This is a genomic window from Sphingobium sp. FW306-1B-F04DB (assembly GCF_058781925.1).
In genome coordinates this window covers 32,568-48,020 of sequence record NZ_JBYSXE010000030.1, presented here as the reverse complement: position 1 = coordinate 48,020, position 15,453 = coordinate 32,568, and the positions used below count along the sequence as shown (strand labels likewise).

The following is a 15,453-nucleotide window of genomic DNA, read 5'->3' as shown; positions in this document are numbered from 1 at the left end:
GGCTCCCATGGCTCGTGGTCGCTTTGATAGCTTCCACACTTTGGCACCTAGATGCCGGGAGCGGGAGCCATCCACATCATCTGAGATGGAGATCATCGGCGTGCCGGCGCAGGCATCAGGCTAGACCATCGTCCAGGATCGACGATACCATGCGACGCCCCTGACGGGCACTTTGTCTGATCAAATCACGCTCTCCGATTGGACACAACGCAAGCGTGCGAAGTGAACGCTCCCGATTGAACGGAAGGAGAAATCAATGAAGACAGTATTAGGCGCAGCTACGCTCGTCGCGCTGCTGGTCCCGGCGCACGCCAAGGCGCATGACGCCACGCAAGAGCCGGCCACGCAACTCCCTGGCGCCAAAAACGCCAAGGTGACGCAGGTCTACCAGCACGCTTTGCCCGGCGTGCCGGGGAAAAGCATGAAGGGCGTGCTCGTGGAATATGGGCCCGGCGGCTATTCGCCATCCCACAGGCACGCCAAGTCGGCGATCATCTACGCAACCGTCCTGGAGGGCGAGGTCCGCTGCCAGCTCAATAACGGCCCGGTCAAGACATATCGCACCGGCGAGAACTGGACGGAACTGCCCGGCGACCATCATGGGGTGAGCGCAAACGCCAGCGACACTCAGTCCGCCAAGGTCCTTGCGGTTTTCGTTGTCGACGATGCCGACACGGTGCTTACCATTCCCGACGGCAAGTAAACCGGGATGAAGCGGAGCGCGATGACCTTTGCTCTGGTTTCCGTCCGCTTTCGCCCTCACCCCGGCTTGCGGAAGCGATAGACGAACTGGTCGGTCTTGCCCTTGATCGCGGGATCGAAGACGTTTGCGGTGTGCGGGTCAGCCGGGTTGCGCAGCAGATCGAGTTCGCCGTCGAACTTGAAGCCGGCCTTCTCGATTTCGGCGCGTACCGCGGCGGGGTCGATGCGGTGGAGTTTGTCGGGCACCTTGAACTCCGGGTCGGTCGTGGCGACGTGATCGATCACGAGCAGCACACCGCCCGGCTTTAGCGCGGCATGGAGTCGCCTGGCGACGCTCTCGGCGAAGCCGGGAGGGGCATAGGACAGGTGAAGGTCGTGCCAGTTCTGGACGGTCACCACCGCGTCGAGCGGCTCGGGGAAGCTGAAGCTCGCGAGTGAATCGTTGCTCGGCGTGACATTGGCATAGCCCGCCACCGCGGCCTTCTGCTCCTCGGCATAGGCGGGACGAAAGTCGATGAACTGCTTCGCCTGATAGCCATAGACATGGCCCTTTTCGCCAACTGCCTTGGCGAGGATGCGCGTCCAATAGCCGCCGCCCATCAGGAAATCGGCAACCTTGTCGCCCGGCTTGATGTCCGCGAAGGCGAGTATCTCGCCCGGATGGCGCGCCGCATCGCGCGCCTTGTCGGCCGCCGGGCGGTCCTTGTCTGCCAGCGCCGCCTGGATCGTCGGCGGCACGCCCTGCGCGCTCGCGGTGACGGGGTTGGCAAGCGCGAGGGCGGCGATGACGGGAACGATCATGAGCTTCATGGCGAATCCTCCCTGAACTGCGCGCCAAGATAGCCGGCAATGCGGACTTTCCCAAATTCATCTGCGGGCTCATCGGCCACTACCGCCGCTCGGGGGGCGGCACTTCGGAGGCTTTCCGCGCAGCATCTGCATCAAGCGTCGCGACCAGATCCTCCAGTGCGGTCTGCGGCACCCTGATCGTACCGGCTTGCGGCCGGTCGAGATCGAGGATCACGGTGATCACGATCGTGAACAATATGAGCAGCACGGCAGAAGCCTGCCGCCTGCCGCCTTTCCGGCCCTTCAGAAGATAGCCGAGGACCGCCGAGGACACGAGCAGATACACGAGCAGCACATCGAGAATGCGCGTGGGAACATGCGCGCGCCCGGCAAGCTGGCGGCGCGTACCGACATTGAGCGTCTCGTTCATGGCGTCGACGAAATAGGAAGCCAGCTCGGTCTCGCGTACCGGATACACGGCGGCGTGCGTCTCGTCCCAAAGCCGTTTCCGGAGCGCGAGACTGCGCTGCAGCTGCGCATCCATGCGTTCATCCCACAGACCCCCGGGTGCGATACGGCCGCGTGCATATTCGCGAAGCGTCGACTGGAGCCGCGACTTGTACGGCTCGTCGAACAGGCTGGCGCGCAGCCAGGTGGTGCTGATCGCATTGGCCTCCTCCGCCACCCATCCGCGGCGCGCGTCATAGCGGTCGAGCGCGATCGAGAAGGTAAGGCCGACAACGAAGGCGAGCAGACCGAAGATCGCTCCGATGATATGCGATTCAGCGTCCGAATGCTCCTCCGCGGCGTCCTTGGGCCTCCGCGCGGCCATCCGTCGATAGATGTACGACCCCAATTCGCGCGCCAGCAGGCATGCCACGATGATGAGGATGGCGACCAGCCACAACGGAAGCAGATTCAGTATCGGATCCAGCAGGCCCAGTTGACTTAGCATAGCTGCCCCTTTTTCACTTGTGATGCAGTCGCATGGCACCGGCCCGAGGCCGCGCCGGCGTTGATCCGGCTATTCTGTCGGGCATCAGAAACGGTAACTGACCCCGACAATCGGCCCGCCCATGGAGACGTCGTAGATGAAGCCGTCATTCTCGTAATCGATCGCATATTGCCGCCACCCCGCGGACAGCCACCAGCTTTGTCCCAGCTGATACTGGATCGTGCCGAGCAGCTGCCAGGTCAGGTCCGAGCTGACACCGAAGCCGCCGATGTCGCCATAGAGGGCGAGCGCCCATTTCTCGCCGAGCGGGGCGTTGAACCGCGCTCCCACGACCGGGTCCACCCAGGTCTTCGAACTGTCGCCCACGATCGTGCGGTTCGGGCCCGCCAGCTCGAGGCGCGTGTCGCTTGCGGTGATGCGTGCCCCGCCCAGGATGTCAAAGGACATCGCTCCCCGATCGACCGCTCGATAGCCGCCGGCGATGGTCCCACTGAAGGTTTCGACGTCGAGGTCGGCCGCGACGAACTCGGGATCACGAATGCCGATATCCTTGGCGGTGCCGAGGTGGATGTACTCGATATCGGCCAGGGCGACGAACCGGTCCTTCCTTGCCTGAAGCATGACCATTCCGGCAAATTTGAGATTGTCCCATATGTCGCCGAACGACATGTCGACGTCGACGGGCTGGAGTGCCGGAAACACGCCGACATCTCCGTCCAGCCCGCTCGTCCAGAAATAGGGCGTAACGGAAAACTCCCATGACGTGCCGGAAGGTTTTGCACTGGCAGGCGCCGCTGCTTCGGCCGGCGGCTGGGTTGACGCCCCCGCCGCCCCTGGCGCGTTCGTTTCGGCTGCGCCTACAGTATCTGCGGCGGCCGCGGCGGAGGCGCCACCCGCGAACGAGAGAATCGCGGCCAGACCGGAGAGGCTGCAAATAAGGCGGCGTGTGGTTCGCGCATTCATGGGCGTTCTCCGTGGCCATATCCTTGCGACATGGGTGGCCTTTGCCGTGCCAGGAGGGCGCCGCTCCGTGGCGTGCGCCCTCCTGCCGCGCGCTATTGCCGCGCCATCGCGACGCGGAGCGCCTCCTCGGGCTCGACCAGATGGTCCGCTTCCTCGGCAGCCTTGTTGAGCGCGATTTCGACGCCCAGCACCTTGCCGGTGAAGGCATTGCCATGGGGGCCATAGTCCTCGGCCACCGGAGCGCCGGTGTCCCTGCCGACATCGAGCCCGTCATCAGCCGAGAACACCATCGGCGCGGTGGCGTCGACACGGCCCGCGCCGACCTTTTTGCCGTCGACATAGAGGGTGACGTCGCCACCCTTGGCGAGCCCGCCCCCGTCATAGGCGAACTCCATGCGGATCTGATGCTTGCCCTCGGGAAGCGTGCTGTCGGCCTCGGCGTAGAAATACTTCACGCCCAGCAGATTGTAGCAGTATTTGAGCTTGCCGCCCTTCGCGTAAAGCGCCCAGCCGCCGATATTGCCGCCCTGCACGACGATCACGCCCTCGGCGCCAGAGGGGGGGATTTCGAGCTCCGCGGTCACCGCGTGTGACTTGTTCTTGACGTTCAGGACCGAATTCTCGGACAGCCTGCCCATGCTGCCAAACAGGATCTGCCGCTCACCCTTGATCAGGACGGGGCGACCCGCGAGGTCAGAATTGAGCCGCCGGGCAACATCGTCGTCGAGCGGCAGGACATTGTAGCGCATCGCTTCGAGCAGCCAGAGGCGCTGAAGTTCATGCAGTTTCTCGGGCATCTTCTTCGACAGGTCGTTGGCCTGGCTCCAGTCCTTGCTGGTGTCGTAGAGCTCCCAGACGTCATCGTCGAACGCCGGGACGGTTTCACCGACGAGAATCCATGGCGTCTTGTGGCGCGTCACCGCGGTCCAGCCCTTGTGATAGATGCCGCGATTGCCGAACATCTCGAAATACTGCGTTTCGTGCTGATCGGGCGCCTTCGCGTCGTTGAACGAGTAGAGCATGCTGACGCCCTCGATCGGGGACTGTTGCACGCCATCAACCGACATCGGCTCGGGCAATCCCGCCGCCTCCAGGATCGTCGGTGCGATGTCGATCACATGGTGAAACTGGTCGCGGATTCCGCCCTTCTCCTTGATCCCGCCGGGCCAGTGGACGACCGTGCCGTTGCGAGTCCCTCCGAAATGCGAGGCGACCTGTTTGGTCCATTGGTAGGGCGTGTTCATCGCGTGTGCCCAGCCGACGGCATAATGGTTGTAGGATTCGGGTCCACCAAGCTTGTCGAGCCGTTCCATGAGGAATTCGGGAGTCTCCAGCGCGGCCATGCCATTGAAGTTGATCATCTCGTTATAGGTGCCGTTGAGCGTCCCTTCCGCCGATGCGCCATTGTCGCCAAGAATGTAGTAGATCAGCGTGTCGTCGAGGATATTGAGCTTTTCCAGCGTGTCGATCAGCCGCCCGATATGATGGTCGGTATATTCGAAGAAGCCCGCATAGACCTCCATCTGCCGGCGGAGCACGGGCTTCAGATCCTCGGGCATCTCGTCCCAGGCCGGGATTTCCTTGTGGCGCCTGGTCAGTTCGGCATCCGACGGGATCACGCCCAGCTTCTTCTGCCGTTCAAAGGTTTCCTCGCGGAGCTTATCCCAGCCCGCGTCGAACTTGCCCGCATATTTGTCCGCCCATTCCTTGGGCACATGATGCGGGGCGTGCGTCGCCCCGGGCGCGAAGTAGATGAAGAAGGGCTTGTCGGCGGCGAGCGCCTTTTGCTGGCCGATCCAGTCGATCGCCCTGTCGGTCATGTCCTCCATGAAGTGATAGCCCTCCTCGGGGGTCTTCTCCACCTCGATCGGGGTCGTGCCCTCGTAGAGCGAGGGATACCATTGGTGCGCCTCGCCACCGATGAAGCCGTAGAAATGCTCGAATCCCCCGCCGCCCGTCGGCCACTGGTCGAACGGCCCGACGGGGCTCGTCTGCCAGACGGGCACCTCGTGGCACTTGCCGAACTGCGCGGTGGAGTAGCCGTTGAGCTTGAGCGTCTTGGCGAGCGGCGCCGCGGTGTTGCGCAGCACCGAGCAATATCCGGGTGCGCCCGTCGCAATCTCGGTAATTCCCCCCATGCCGACCGAATGATGGTTGCGGCCGGTGAGCAGCGCCTGGCGCGTCGGCGAGCACAAAGCCGTCGTATGGAAGCGGCGATATCTCAGCCCGCTCTTTGCGAGCCGTTCCCCCGTGGGCGTCTGGCACGGGCCGCCAAAGGCGCTGGAAGCCCCGTAACCGACATCATCGATCAGGATGACCAGCACGTTCGGCGCGCCCTTGGGCGGGCGTAGCTGCCTGATCGGAGGGTATTTCGTGTCCGGATCCTTGGCATCGTAAGTGACGAGGCCCGTGCGGGACTTGTCCGGAATCGGAAGTACGGTGCGCGGCTCGGACGTATCGACCATGATGCTCTCCTCGGCGGAAACGAAAGACGCGTGCACTGAACAGCGACGATGTGCGCTGCGTCAGGGGCGGCGAGCATCCTTACGTAAGCGGCCAGGGCGCGCCATCGGGTGAAATCCGGAGGAGCGGGCGATAAAAGCCTGACGTCCGCGAGCCGGACGCGGGGGGTCAGAACCGCAGCATGATCCTGCGCGCGAGTGCGGGTGACATCGAGTGGATGAGCTTCAGCACCTTGGTCTGGCCGATGCAGACTTCTTCCTGCCCGCGCGCGATCGCGGTGACGATCGCCTGTCCGCATTCCTGCGCGCTCATCTTGTTGCCGCCGCGCCCCGCGGTCATCGCGGTGTCGACCAGCGGGGGCAGCGCCTCGATCACGGTCACCCTGCTGTTGCGCATCTGATAGCGCAGCGCCTGGGTGAAGCTCCTCAGGCCCGCCTTGGTCGCGCAATAAAAGGGACCGTCGCCACGCGGGGCGATCGCCAGCCCCGATGTCACGTTGACGATGGTCGCCTCGGGTCGTGCGCGCAGCCCGTCGAGAAGCATCAGGATCAGGTGCACCGGCGCATGCATGTTGAGGAAGAAGGTGCGATCGACCGAGTCGAGATCGACGCCCGTGGCGATGTCGGATACTTCGGATGCGCCGGCATTGTTGACGAGGATGTCGATCGGGCGATCGCCCAGCGCCGTCACCAGCGCCCTGCAGCCCTCGGCCGAGGACAGGTCGGCCTTGATCGCCTCTAGCCCTTCGCCGCGTGCTGCCGCGAGCCTTTCCTCGTTGCGTCCGCAAATGATGACGGTGGCGTCCTTGGCCTTGAGCAATCGCGCGGTCCACAGACCGATCCCGTCGGTGCCTCCCGTCACCAGCGCCGTCTTGCCCCCGATATCCATCCGCCCCTCCTGTTTTTGCAGCAATACTGCGCGGATCGACGAGAATGTCCATCGAAACCGCTTTCTCGGCCGTGCGATTTGGAAAGGGGCAGGATGGAGCGGCACGCAGACCGGAACCCCTCCCGGCTTCGAATGTTGGTCGAATTGCGTCGGCGGACCGGCGTCCATTCACGGAGGTTGCTCATGCGCAAGCTGATCCTGTCGGGGCTGACCATCGCCCCGCTGCTTATCGCCACACCCGTTCTCGCCCAGGCGCAATCCGCGCCGGAGCCTGCGACGCAGGGCGCCGCGCAGCGCCTCTCGCTTGCTGGCGCGCAGCCGCGCAGCGGCGCACGCCTGGCGGCGGCGAGCAATGCGAGCAATGGAAATTGGGGCTGGATCATCGGTGCGGTCGGCCTGATCGGGGGTGTCGCCTATGCCCTGATCGAGGTCGAGGGCGATGATGACGACCTGCCGGCCAGCCCGTGAAATGATGCGCCGGGCGGCGGCAGCCTGACAGCATCGATACCGACACGGCTGGCGCAAGGGCGCGTTCATGCCTAAATCGCGGCCATGTCCACGCCTTCCGCGCCTGACCGTTTCAACGAGGAAAAAGCCACTTTCGCCGTAAAGGGCGCCGACAGGCCCGATCTTGACTCGGGCGTGGCGGCGATCCGCAACGTCCTGAAGACGCTGCCGACGCGCCCGGGTGTTTACCGGATGCAGGATGCCCGCGGCGATGTGCTCTATGTCGGCAAGGCGCGGTCGCTGAGGAATCGCGTTACCAACTATACCCAGGTCAACCGGCTCCCCAAGCGGCTGCAGCGGATGGTCGCGCTCACGCGGTCGATGACGATCGTCACGACCAACAACGAGGCGGAGGCGCTGCTGCTCGAGGCGCAGCTCATCAAGCGCTATCGGCCCGCCTACAATGTGCTGCTGCGCGACGACAAGAGCTTCCCCTTCATCCTGCTGCGCCTCGACCACGAATTTCCGCGGATCCAGAAGCATCGCGGCGCGCGTAAGTTCAAGGGCGACTATTTTGGGCCCTTCGCCAGCGCGGGGGAAGTGGGGCGGACGCTTAACGCGCTGCAGAAACTGTTCCTGCTCAGGAGCTGCACCGACAGCTTCTTCAACAATCGCGACCGGCCGTGCCTGCTCTACCAGATCAAGCGCTGCTCGGCGCCTTGTGTCGACCGCATCAGCGCGGCCGATTATGGCGAGCTCGTCGCCGACGCGAAGGACTTCCTCACGGGCAAATCGACACGCGTCCAGGCCAAGCTCGGCAAGGCGATGGAGCAGGCCAGCGAGAATCTCGATTTCGAGATGGCCGCGGTCTATCGCGACCGGCTCAAGGCGTTGACCTTCATCCAGGGCAGCCAGGCGGTGAATGCCGAAGGCGTGGGCGATGCCGATATCTTCGCGCTCGCCTCAAAGTCCGGCGTGATGTGCATCCAGGCATTTTTCATCCGCGCCGGCCAGAACTGGGGCCATCGCAGCTTCTTCCCCGCGCACACCGCCGAGGTGCCCGAGGATGAGGTGCTGGCGAGCTTCCTGATGCAGTTCTACGAGGAGGTGCCGCCACCCAGGACGATCCTTGTTGATCGCGCCCCTGCAGAGGCGGATCTGCTCGCCGAGGCGCTGACCGAACGCGCAGGGAGCAAGGTGACGCTGTCAGTGCCGCAGCGCGGCGATCGCGTTCGGCTGGTCAAGCAGGCGAAGCGTAATGCCGAGGAAGCGCTCGACCGCCACATGGCCGAGAGCACGACGCAGGCGAAGATCTTCCGCGAGATGGCCGACCTGTTCGAGCTCGACGGGCCGCCCGACCGCATCGAGATCTACGATAACAGCCATATTCAGGGCACCAATGCCGTGGGGGCGATGGTGGTCGCGGGACCCGAAGGTTTCCGCAAGGGTGCCTATCGCAAGTTCAACATTAAGCGCACCGAAACCGTGCCTGGTGACGATTTCGCGATGATGCGCGAGGTGATGGAACGGCGCTTCGGCCGGGTGCAGCGTGAGGACCCCGACCGCGACGGCAAGGAGTGGCCCGACCTCGTGCTGATCGACGGCGGCAGGGGGCAGGTGAGCGCGGTCCGCGAGACGCTCGAGGAAATGGGGATCGAGGACGTCGCATTCATCGGCGTGTCCAAGGGCCCCGATCGCAATGCCGGGCGCGAGATCTTCCACTTTCCCGACGGGCGCGAGATCACGATGTCGCTCAACTCGCCGCTGCTCTTTCACCTCCAGCGGTTGCGCGATGAGGCGCACCGTTTCGCGATTGGCGCGCATCGCCAGAAGCGGGCGAAGGCGATCGGCGTCAGCTCGCTCGACGAGGTGCCGGGCATCGGCCCCGCGCGCAAGAAGGCCCTGCTGATGCACTTCGGCACCGCGCGCGCGGTGAAGAACGCCGCGCTCGAGGATCTGCAAAAGGCGCCCGGCGTCTCGAGGGCGATGGCGCAGAGCATCTACGACTATTTCCACGGCGGCTGACGCGCCGCCGCATCGTCTGCCTCAGGACTTCCCGGTGATCCTGCGGACCGCGCGATAGGTCAGTGACTTGCCATGGTTGAGGTCCGGAAATGGACGGGGACGGGCTGGGTTGATCCCCATCCGGCGCAGCAGCCGGTTCATGCCGTGCGCATCGGCCTCCTGATAGCTCCACAGTGAGCGCCAGGTGATCGAGAAGGAGATCGACAGTCCCGGACCGTTCTGCACCCAGTGCGGCGCCTTGACGGGGACGTAAATCGCCTTGCCCGGGGTGAGGCGGAGGGCTTGGCCCTTGACAGCGAAGCTGTCGTCCCAAGGCAGGTTGCGATGCCCGCCCAGATGGAAGGTTTCGTGCAGCGAACCCGGCGCGACTTGCTCGTCATGTGCCGGGAAGACCGTCATCACCTTCTCGCCGCGGATCTGGAGCAGGATGTTGTGCTCGGGATCGAAGTGGAAGGGCGTCACCGCGCCGGGCGAGGAGACGAAGATGAAGCCTTCCTGCTTGAGCATCGGTCCGGTCGTCGCCGCGACCACGGGCTCGAGTTCGGCGAGCGTTTCTGCGAGCAGCGCCTTGTAGGCGTGATCGCGCTCGACAAACTTGAGCACCATCCACGACCCGTTCTCCTCGATTGAGCGGATCGTTTCCTCAATACCGAGGCCATTGGCGGGCACGGCGGCGGGATCGATCCCGATGGGCAGATCGGCCCGGTTATACTCGACATCCTCCGGGGGCATCCGGCGCGCGAGGTCAACCAGCGCATCGATCCGGAGCAACGGGTGATCGACCAGTCCGTGCGTCAATTTTGCGGGCGCATTGGGATAGGCGCTGCCGAAGGCGGAAAGCGCGGTGGCATCGAAGGCGGTTGTGGCGGTCATGTCTCTACTCGTCATCTGTCTGAGCGGCGGTTGGGACGCTGCGGGGGCTGCGCAGCCAGGCCGAACCACGTTCGGCGGTGCGGCAGACATGGAACAGGGCGCGGCGCTTCCACCCGGCGAGCGGGACGGTGACGCGTACGATCGCGCGGCGTTCCGCCCACAGGCTGTTGATCATCGGGTGGTTCTCGACCGCGCAGCTGTCCATCCAGCGCACGGTCTCGTGCTCGAGGACGCGCAGATTCTCGATCTGGAGCAGCACGCCTGGCGAGAAGCGCGCGAACTCTTCGTCAAAGGCGATCTTGAACGAGAAGGAGCCCGGCGGCGTCATGAAATTGACGAGCTTAGCGATCGGACGGCCGTCGAGATCGAGGCGCAGGAAATCGAGTTTGCCCGCTGAAAAGGCGCCCGCGACCACCTCGCGGAAGAAATGTTCGGTCTCGGGCGTGCAGCCCAGCGCCGATCCCGCGCGGCCCTTCCAGCCCGATGCCTCGAGCGCGAGGAAGGCGTCGCACCAAGGTGCAATCTCGACCGCATCGCGCAGCGTCGCGGTCGAGACCGTGCCCAGTTCGGCCAATCGCGCCGAAAGCCGGTTGATTTCCTTGCGCTTCTTCTTGCGAACCGTTGCCTCGTAATAGGCGCGCGGATCGAGCGGGCTTTCGAGCAGCGCGCGTTCGGCCCTGTGGACGATGTCGCAGCGCCGTCCGGCAAGGCTGGCGGCGGCGCGCAGCCCGCGATGGACCGGGCCGTCGGGGACGAGTCCGTTGATATGCATGAATCCCGGCGCCCAGTCGGCACCGTCGAGCGCGGCGAGTATCGCGCTCCAGAACGCCTGTTCATGCCCCGCGCGGATCAGTGGCGTGCCAAGGAAGCTGTGGAAATGCAGCCAGTTGCGCACATGTCTGATCGGCATCCGCGCATAACGTTGGCCGATCTCGACGGGGAGGAGCCCGATCAGCCGACGCGCACCTTCGTTCTGGCCCCAGACCCCGATCATGCGGGCGGTGCCGGTGGCGGCGAGGTGGCACGCGCCGGCGCGAACGAACCACCGCTCGCCAAAGGCATTGGGTTCGCTGGCAGAGTGCGCAAGCGCGTCCCATTCAGCATCCCAGCTTTCGGGGATATTGCTGAGAGGAACCGTCGTCGCGGTGCATGCCGACACGTCGAAGCATTGCGCCTCGCGTCGCACGACCGCCTGCGCCGGATCCAGTCGCCGTGTCACGGGCGGTCCACCGCGGCCAGTATCTCGTACGGCCGCACCGGCGTGACGCCGTGCCGCTCGAACAGCGCGAACACCGCATCCCACCAGTGCCAGAAAACCTTCAGGTCCGCCTGGTCGCGGACATAGGGCGTATGCCCCGGCACAACGCTCGGCGTGTGGAAGGACAGGCTGAACAGCTGGTGGTCGCTGTCGATCAGAATCCGAATCGCCTCCATCGCGTCTTGGGCGGGCATGCCCTCGGGGGTCAGCGCAATGCGGCTCAACAGTCCAAGGCGCGACATTGGCCCACGCAGTGCTGCGACGCGATCGAGTTGCGGCAGGCCGCGCAACGTGCCCGTCCACGCGGCGGTCAACGGCACTTCGAGCAGGCGGGACCGCAACCACCAGGGCCAGATCGGGTGCGCCGAGAAGTCGGGGCCGTCTTCGGCGCGATAATCGAACAGAGCACGCACCGAGACGTCCATGCTGTAACCGGCCTCGGCGAGCAGTTCGGCGGTATCCGCGCCGATCCCGTAGCGCCCGGCGCGATAGATGGTCGGACGTTGCCCTGTGGCTTCTGCCACCTTGCCGGTCAGCGCAAGGAGCTTGGCGCGCTGGAGCTCGCGCGGCAGGTTGCCCGTAAAGCTGTTATATCCCGAGACCTCTTCATCGAAGGGTGGGTTGACCCAGGGATGAAGTTGCGTGCCGATGTCGCAGGCGCCGCTGTCGAGCATCATACGCATCGTCGCCGCGCTCGCAGGGTTGTTCACCACGGGATAGTCAACAAGATAGGTCGGCACCGCGCCGTGATCGGTGAAGCGGCGATTGGCCTCGGGGAGGCTGGCGATCGCGGTGGTCGAGGTCGCGTCGCGCCTGAGTGGGCGCGTCCAGTCGAACTCTTCCTCCGCATCACCGAAGATGATGAAGCGCCGGCCGAAATCGGGCGCGAAGTGCGCACGAGCCGTCGCTGGCGGGGGACGGTCGAGCCGTCCGGCGAATTCCATTTCAAGCCTCTTAACTAGCACGGGAAATCGGGTGTAGCGCGCTATGGTTGACAAAAGCTGACGCCCGGTGCCCTTGGCGGCGATGCACATTCAGGCGGAAGCGATCATCTGTTCGGTACGCGCGCATGGCGAGCATGGCGCGATCGCGCGCGCGATGACCGCGGAACATGGTCTGCTTGCGGGCTATGTGCGCGGCGGGCATTCGCGGCGGCTGCGGCCGGTCCTGATCCCGGCCAATGTCGTCATGGCGGAGTTCCGTGCGCGCACCGAGGAGCAGCTCGCCGGGCTGACGGTCGAGCTTGTCCACAGCCGCGCGCCGCTGATGGGCGAGGCGCTGGCAGCCGCTGCGCTCGACTGGACGACCGCGCTGACCGCCGCGACGCTGCCCGAGGCGCAGCCTTACCCCCACCTTCATGCAGCGCTCGATGGCGTGCTCGGCGCGATCGAGGCGGCGCCCGCGGCGCGCGGCTGGGCGGTGGCGCTAGTGCGCTACGAACTGCTGCTGCTCGCCGAGATGGGTTTCGGGCTCGATCTCGAACGCTGCGCGGTCACGGACAGCAGCGAGGAACTGATCTGGGTCAGCCCCAAGAGCGGGCGCGCGGTGAGCGCGGTCGCGGGGCAGGACTATGCCGATAAGCTGCTCCGTTTCCCGCGTTTCCTGAGCAAAGGGGGCGAAGCGGACTGGGCCGATATCTTCGACGGACTGAAGCTCACCGGCCATTTTCTGTCGCGCGACGTGTTGATCGATCGCCGCGCCGATGTGGCGGCGGCGCGCGAGCGGCTGGTCGAAAGGCTGAAAAGGGCGGTTGCGTGACTCGTCACCACCGGGCAAGGGCATTTCGTTTCAAGAAAGGGAGACCCAATGCTCGTTGCCTTGCTGCCCGGAGACGGAATCGGTCCTGAAATTATCGCGGCGACCATGCGGGTGCTCGAGGCGGCGGACATTTCGGGGCTCACATTCGAGGAAGCGCCCGTCGGCGGCGCGGCGTACAAGGCGGCGGGCCACCCGCTTCCGCCCGAAACCCTCGATCTCGCCAAGCGCGCCGACGCGATCCTCTTCGGCGCGGTGGGCGATGCGGCCTTCGACACGCTGGAGCGTCATCTGCGCCCCGAACAGGCGATCCTCGGGCTCCGCAAGGAGCTTGCGCTCTTCGCCAATCTGCGTCCCGCAAAATTCTATCCCGCGCTTGCCGGCGCCTCGGCGCTTCGCCCGGAAATCGCCAGCCAGATCGACCTCGTGATCGTCCGCGAAGTGAATGGCGACGTCTATTTCGGGGAGAAGGGCCATCGCAAGACCAGCGACGGACTGCGCGAGGGCTATGACATCATGTCGTACAACGAGGCAGAAGTGACACGCATTGCGCGCGTCGGCTTCGAGACCGCGCGCGCGCGGCGCGGCAAGCTCTGCTCGATCGACAAGGCCAATGTCCTTGAAACCTCGCAGCTCTGGCGCGATGTGGTGATCGAGGTTTCGGCCGATTATCCCGATGTCGCACTCAGCCATATGTATGTCGACAACGCCGCAATGCAGCTCGTGAGCAATCCCGGCCAGTTCGACGTGATCCTGACGGGCAACCTGTTCGGCGATATCCTTTCCGATCAGGCCTCGATGAGCACGGGCTCGATCGGCATGCTGCCCTCGGCGACGCTTAGCGGCTCGGGCAAGGGGCTGTACGAGCCGATCCATGGCAGTGCGCCCGATATAGCCGGGCAGGGCAAGGCCAATCCGCTCGCAACGGTCCTGTCCGCGGCGATGATGCTGCGCTATTCGCTGGACCGCGCGCAGGATGCCGATCGCATCGAGGCGGCGGTGGCAAAGGCACTCGCGAGCGGCGCGCGCAGCCCCGATCTGGGCGGCCGAATGTCCACCGGCGAGATGGCCGACGCCGTCATCGCCGCGCTGAACTGACCCCCGGAATCAAAGAGAAACACGCAATGAAGAAAAAGACCGGCCAGGACCGCTCGATCACCCGGAACTGGCGCCCCGCGACGCAGGCGATCCGCGGCGGCACCGCGCGCTCCGAATATGGCGAGACCTCGGAGGCGATCTTCCTCACCTCGGGCTATGCCTATGACTGCGCGGGTGACGCCGCCGCGCGCTTTGCGGGCGAGCAGCAGGGCATGACCTATAGCCGGCTGCAGAACCCGACGGTCGAGATGCTCGAACAGCGTATCGCGCTGCTCGAGGGCGCCGAGGCGGCGCGCTGCCAGGCGTCGGGCATGGCAGCGATGACCGCGGCCCTGCTCTGTCAGCTGTCGCAGGGCGACCATGTCGTCGCCGGCCGCGCCGCATTCGGTTCGTGCCGCTGGCTGACCGATACGCTGATGCCGCGCTTCGGGATCACCACGACGATCATCGATGCGCGCGAAACCGATGCGTGGAAGGACGCAATCCGGCCCAATACGAAGGTCTTCTTCTTCGAGACGCCCGCCAATCCGACGATGGATATCGTCGACCTCAAGGCGGTGTGCGGCATCGCGAAGAATGCAGGGATCACCAGCGTGGTCGACAATGCCTTCGCCACGCCAGCGCTCCAGCGACCGATGGATTTCGGCGCTGATGTCGTCGCCTATTCGGCGACCAAGATGATGGACGGGCAGGGACGCGTGCTGGCGGGCGCGGTGTGCGGGTCGGAGGATTTCATCAACAACACGCTGCTGCCCTTTACGCGCAACACCGGGCCGACGCTTTCCCCGTTCAACGCTTGGGTAGTGCTCAAGGGGATCGAGACGCTCGACCTGCGCATCCGCCGTCAGAGCGAGAATGCGCTGACGGTCGCGCGCTTCCTCGAACAGCGCGTGCCGCGCGTGCTCTACCCGGCGCTCGAAAGCCATCCGCAGCACAATCTGGCAATGTCCCAGATGGAGGCGGCGGGCCCGATCTTCTCGATCTATCTCGACGGCGGGCGCAAGCAGGCGCATGCTCTGCTCGACGCGCTCGAGCTCGTCGACATATCGAACAATATCGGGGACAGCCGCTCGCTGATGACGCACCCTGCATCCACCACGCACGCCGGACTTTCTGAAGCGGTGCGGCTCGACATGGGCGTTACCGAAGGGATGCTGCGCCTCAATGTCGGGCTCGAGGATTCGCAGGACCTGATCGAGGATTTCGACCAGGCGCTGCGGGCCGCGGGGCTCTAGGC

At 64.9% G+C, this 15,453-nt stretch carries 14 protein-coding genes; 6 read left to right on the top strand and 8 right to left on the bottom strand.

Annotated features, from left to right (window positions below; all coding sequences use genetic code 11):
* Positions 1–256 precede the first annotated feature (256 nt).
* Positions 257–703, top strand: a complete 447-nt coding sequence (locus AC3WJD_RS13790) for a cupin domain-containing protein (protein ID WP_492747254.1) — start codon at positions 257–259, stop codon at positions 701–703.
* 56 nt (positions 704–759) lie between these two features.
* Here the strand turns inward: AC3WJD_RS13790 and AC3WJD_RS13785 are convergent, their stop codons facing one another.
* From AC3WJD_RS13785 to AC3WJD_RS13765, 5 genes are all read right to left on the bottom strand, one after another.
* Positions 760–1,512, bottom strand: coding sequence for a class I SAM-dependent methyltransferase (locus AC3WJD_RS13785; RefSeq protein ID WP_492747253.1), 753 nt, complete (start codon positions 1,510–1,512; stop codon positions 760–762).
* Between the two features lie 79 nt (positions 1,513–1,591).
* Positions 1,592–2,446, bottom strand: coding sequence for a bestrophin-like domain (locus AC3WJD_RS13780; RefSeq protein WP_492747252.1), 855 nt, complete (start codon positions 2,444–2,446; stop codon positions 1,592–1,594).
* A gap of 84 nt (positions 2,447–2,530) precedes the next feature.
* Positions 2,531–3,409, bottom strand: a complete 879-nt coding sequence (locus tag AC3WJD_RS13775) for a hypothetical protein (protein ID WP_492747251.1) — start codon at positions 3,407–3,409, stop codon at positions 2,531–2,533.
* 92 nt (positions 3,410–3,501) lie between these two features.
* Entirely contained in the window at positions 3,502–5,874 is a 2,373-nt protein-coding gene (locus tag AC3WJD_RS13770) for an arylsulfatase (RefSeq protein WP_492747250.1), read from the bottom strand.
* Positions 5,875–6,040: 166 nt separating this feature from the next.
* Positions 6,041–6,760, bottom strand: coding sequence for an SDR family oxidoreductase (locus tag AC3WJD_RS13765; protein WP_492747249.1), 720 nt, complete (start codon positions 6,758–6,760; stop codon positions 6,041–6,043).
* Positions 6,761–6,943: 183 nt separating this feature from the next.
* Between AC3WJD_RS13765 and AC3WJD_RS13760 the strand changes: the two genes are divergently transcribed.
* Positions 6,944–7,228, top strand: coding sequence for a hypothetical protein (locus AC3WJD_RS13760; RefSeq protein WP_492747248.1), 285 nt, complete (start codon positions 6,944–6,946; stop codon positions 7,226–7,228).
* Between the two features lie 84 nt (positions 7,229–7,312).
* The gene (uvrC, locus tag AC3WJD_RS13755; RefSeq protein ID WP_492747246.1) at positions 7,313–9,232 is read left to right on the top strand and encodes an excinuclease ABC subunit UvrC; all 1,920 of its coding nucleotides are present in this window, start codon (positions 7,313–7,315) and stop codon (positions 9,230–9,232) included.
* A gap of 21 nt (positions 9,233–9,253) precedes the next feature.
* On the opposite strand, the gene AC3WJD_RS13750 is transcribed toward uvrC, so the two are convergent.
* From AC3WJD_RS13750 to AC3WJD_RS13740, 3 genes are read right to left on the bottom strand one after another with little or no spacing between them, the layout of a single operon-like run.
* Positions 9,254–10,105 carry a cupin-like domain-containing protein gene (locus tag AC3WJD_RS13750; RefSeq protein WP_492747245.1) on the bottom strand — a complete coding sequence of 284 codons (852 nt, stop codon included), beginning with the start codon at positions 10,103–10,105 and terminating at the stop codon, positions 9,254–9,256.
* Positions 10,106–10,109: 4 nt separating this feature from the next.
* Entirely contained in the window at positions 10,110–11,324 is a 1,215-nt protein-coding gene (locus AC3WJD_RS13745) for a GNAT family N-acetyltransferase (RefSeq protein ID WP_492747244.1), read from the bottom strand.
* Positions 11,321–12,307: a polysaccharide deacetylase family protein gene (locus AC3WJD_RS13740; protein WP_492747243.1), complete on the bottom strand. Its 987-nt coding sequence runs from the start codon at positions 12,305–12,307 to the stop codon at positions 11,321–11,323. The genes AC3WJD_RS13745 and AC3WJD_RS13740 overlap by 4 nt, the downstream gene beginning before the upstream one ends.
* Before the next feature lie 82 nt (positions 12,308–12,389).
* On the opposite strand from AC3WJD_RS13740, the gene recO reads away from it, so the two are divergent.
* The 3 genes from recO to AC3WJD_RS13725 are packed head-to-tail and all read left to right on the top strand — an operon-like array spanning position 12,390 to position 15,451.
* Positions 12,390–13,121, top strand: a complete 732-nt coding sequence (gene recO / locus AC3WJD_RS13735; protein ID WP_492747242.1) for a DNA repair protein RecO — start codon at positions 12,390–12,392, stop codon at positions 13,119–13,121.
* 48 nt (positions 13,122–13,169) lie between these two features.
* On the top strand, positions 13,170–14,216 hold the full coding sequence (gene leuB / locus AC3WJD_RS13730) for a 3-isopropylmalate dehydrogenase (RefSeq protein ID WP_492747241.1): 1,047 nt from the start codon (positions 13,170–13,172) through the stop codon (positions 14,214–14,216).
* Positions 14,217–14,242: 26 nt separating this feature from the next.
* The gene (locus AC3WJD_RS13725; RefSeq protein ID WP_492747240.1) at positions 14,243–15,451 is read left to right on the top strand and encodes a trans-sulfuration enzyme family protein; all 1,209 of its coding nucleotides are present in this window, start codon (positions 14,243–14,245) and stop codon (positions 15,449–15,451) included.
* The last annotated feature ends 2 nt before the right edge of the window (positions 15,452–15,453 follow it).